This is a genomic window from Novosphingobium chloroacetimidivorans (assembly GCF_014204535.1).
Classification (GTDB): Bacteria; Pseudomonadota; Alphaproteobacteria; order Sphingomonadales; family Sphingomonadaceae; genus Novosphingobium; species Novosphingobium chloroacetimidivorans.
Genome location: NZ_JACHLR010000064.1, coordinates 1 through 3,127 on the forward strand (window position 1 = coordinate 1; position 3,127 = coordinate 3,127).

Consider the following 3,127-nt stretch of genomic DNA (forward strand, 5'->3'; position numbering starts at 1 on the left):
GTAAGCGTCCGCCCTCGGGCGTGTTGCGGCATTTAGGCTCGGCGCTGATGGACCTCTGCTAAGGAGTCTCTTTCTGGACTCCAGAAGGAGGCCAAGTGAAGGATCGGGTGGAGATCATTGCGCGCACCGAACGGCGCAGGAAGTTTTCGGATGCCGAGAAGGCGGCGATCCTCGCCGAGGCGGATGCAGAGGGCGTATCGGTCCGTCAGGTCGCTGAGCGCCATGAGATTGCCGAGAGCCTGATCTATAACTGGCGATCGGCGCGTCGTCAGGCGGCGGCTATCGCCAGTGAAGCGTTGGAGTTCATTCCTTACGGCGCGATCATAACGACGGAGCCTGCAGCTGCACCAGCGGTGTCGGAGCCCCAGAAGACGCAGCGTTCCGTTCCGTCGCCAATGCCGCCAGCGCCCGAGGAACTGATCCGCCCACATCCCGGTGCCCGCCCCGGCGCAATAGACATAGACCTACCCAGCGGCGTTCGCCTGTCGGTGGACAGTTACGTCAACGAGAAGGCGCTGGCGCGCGTGCTGCGTGCTTTCCGGGACGTGTCGTGATTTCGCTGGCTCCCGGAACGAAGGTCTATCTGGCAAGCAAGCCGGTCAGCATGCGGCTCGGCTTCGACGGGCTGGCGGCATTGGTCCGCCCCCTGTTCGCGGTCGAGCCCTACGGGGGGCATGTCTTCCTTTTCCGCAGCAAGAGCGGCAACTACCTGAAGGCGCTGCTCTGGGATGGGACAGGACTTTGCCTGTTCGCCAAGCGCCTGGAACGCAGCCGTTTCGTCTGGCCGCCGCTCATTGAGGGCGGTGTCGTGCTGACCCCGGCGCAGTTCGCGTTGCTGATCGAAGCGATGGATTGGCGGCGCACCGTCGCCCCCGGTCCGCCCCGTCTGCCGGTGCAGATTTGACGCGATAATCGGCGTATTTCCGGGCTTTCTCCTTGGGTGGAAGGGCGGATTCTGCTATCGGGAAGCGTGTCTCCCGACGATCTCGAACTCCCTGTTGATCCCGCAGAACTGCGCGCTTTTGCCGAGGCGATGCGCGCACGTCTGGCGGCCTCGGAACAGGCGCTGGAAGCCGAACGGGCGGCCCATGAGGCGACCCGCGAGAAGCTTGAGACGGCCCAGAACTCGATTCTGCTGACGGCGCTGCAGATCGAGAAGTTCAAGGTCCAACTGGCCCGCTTGCGGCGCATGAAGTTCGGCCAGTCCTCCGAGCGCCTTGCCCTTCAGGCAGACCAGCTCGAGTTGGCGCTGGAGGATCTCGAGGCCGAGCATGCCCATGCCGAGTGTGTGATCGAGGGCCATGTGCCCGACGATGCCCCGGCCAAAGTTACCCCTCGCAAGCCTCGCCGTGCACCACTGCCCGACCACCTTCCTCGCGACGAGGTTATGCACGCAGCGCCGGATGCCAACGGCTGTTCCGCCTGTGGGGGCGCGATGGGCAAGCTCGGCGAGGACGTGACCGAAGTGCTGGAATATGTCCCCGGTCGCTTCCGCGTCGTCCGTCATGTCCGACCCAAGCTTTCCTGCAACTGCTGTGATGCGATCAGCCAGGCACCGGCCCCGGCGCTTCCCGTGCCGCGCGGCCGTGCTGGTCCCGGCTTGCTGGCCCACGTCATCGTTTCCAAGTTTGCCGATCACCTGCCTCTGTATCGCCAATCGCAGATTTACGCCCGCGAGGGTGTGGAGATCAGCCGTTCGACGATGGCGGACTGGCTGGGCCAGGCAAGCTGGCTACTGCAACCGCTGGTCGATCGGATCGCCGATCACGTCATGGCCAGCGTGAAGCTCCACGCCGACGATACACCCGTTCCCGTGCTGGCGCCGGGGACCGGGAAGACGGCAACCGGGCGGCTATGGGTGTATCTGCGCGATAACCGACGATGGAGCCAGTTGGACAAGCCGGCAGCGCTGTTCCGCTACAGCCCTGATCGCAAGGGCGAGCGACCACGCGAGCATCTCAAGACCTTTGTAGGATTTCTGCAGGCGGATGCCTATGCCGGTTTCGAGCGCCTCTACGCGAGTGACCGCCAGCCAGCGCCAATCACGCCCGTTGCCTGCTGGGCCCATGCCCGGCGCAAGCTGAACGATGTCTACAAGGCGGATCCGAACTCAGTCGCGCTCCAGGGGCTGCAGATGATCGGCGAGCTTTACGATGTCGAGCGGCAGATCGGGCGCGAACCCGCGGATTTCCGCCGCAAGGCTCGGAAGCTCTCGAAGCTCAAGGCGCTGGATTTCTTTGCCTGGGCTGATGAAGTGCTGTCCAAGGCCTCGGCCCGCTCACCGCTGGCCGAAGCCCTGCGCTATGCCATGAAGCTGAAGCCGCAACTGCTCACCTACACCGACGACGGCAGGCTGGAGATCGACAACAATCCGGCAGAGAATGCCCTCCGGGGCATCTGCCTCGGCCGCAAAAATTGGCTTTTCGCAGGTGCCGACTGTGGTGGGGAGCGTGCTGCCGCCATGTATTCACTGCTTGAGACCGCCAAGCTTAACGGCGTCAATCCGCAGGAATGGCTAGCCGACGTACTTGATCGCATCGGCAAGGGGCATCCGATCAACCGGATCGACGAGCTGCTACCTTGGAACTGGGCCACCCCGCAGGCGTGAACGCGCATTCGGGTGGAAAACGGACATCGAGCGTCGCGGCTTGTCCGCTAGTGAGCGGTCTTGCCAATATTTTCTGACGAGCGAAACGAATGCCCGCATTTTGAACACGCCGTCGGCTGCTTCCAAAGATGCTTGGAATACAGAGGTGCGAGGAATTGATCTGCGGCCTGTTTGGCCTTCGCGGTCCCATAAACACGGTAGGCTGGCCAAGCGCACTCCGGACAGTGAAGGTTGAAGAGCCAAGCAGCCGGCATGGCGACAGTCGCAGATGCAAGGGCTACCCAAAATTCTTGCACCAGCCACGATAGGGCGATGCCCGCCATCGCCAAATACATGATCCACCGAGCTGGCGTCTCCCAGCGTCTCGCCAGCGCCAGCCTAGTTTCTGTTCCGGTTTCCAGGCTCACGCCAACATTCCCCCTCTCGAACAGGCAGTAGCCGCCGTTTGATTTCATGAGATAAGCTCAGGAGGCTAGGCGATGTCCGCAATCGGGGCAACGGTCCCGGGCGGACGCTTAC

At 63.1% G+C, this 3,127-nt stretch carries 3 protein-coding genes; all 3 read left to right on the top strand.

Annotation, left to right across the window (positions count from 1 at the left end; translation table 11 throughout):
- The first annotated feature begins 95 nt into the window (after positions 1–95).
- Entirely contained in the window at positions 96–554 is a 459-nt protein-coding gene (gene tnpA, locus HNO88_RS21715; protein ID WP_184250888.1) for an IS66-like element accessory protein TnpA, read from the top strand.
- Positions 551–904, top strand: a complete 354-nt coding sequence (tnpB, locus tag HNO88_RS21720) for an IS66 family insertion sequence element accessory protein TnpB (RefSeq protein WP_184250890.1) — start codon at positions 551–553, stop codon at positions 902–904. The genes tnpA and tnpB overlap by 4 nt, the downstream gene beginning before the upstream one ends.
- Before the next feature lie 129 nt (positions 905–1,033).
- A complete protein-coding gene (gene tnpC, locus HNO88_RS21725) occupies positions 1,034–2,608 on the top strand; it encodes an IS66 family transposase (protein ID WP_184250893.1) in 1,575 nt (524 codons plus the stop codon).
- Positions 2,609–3,127 lie beyond the last annotated feature (519 nt).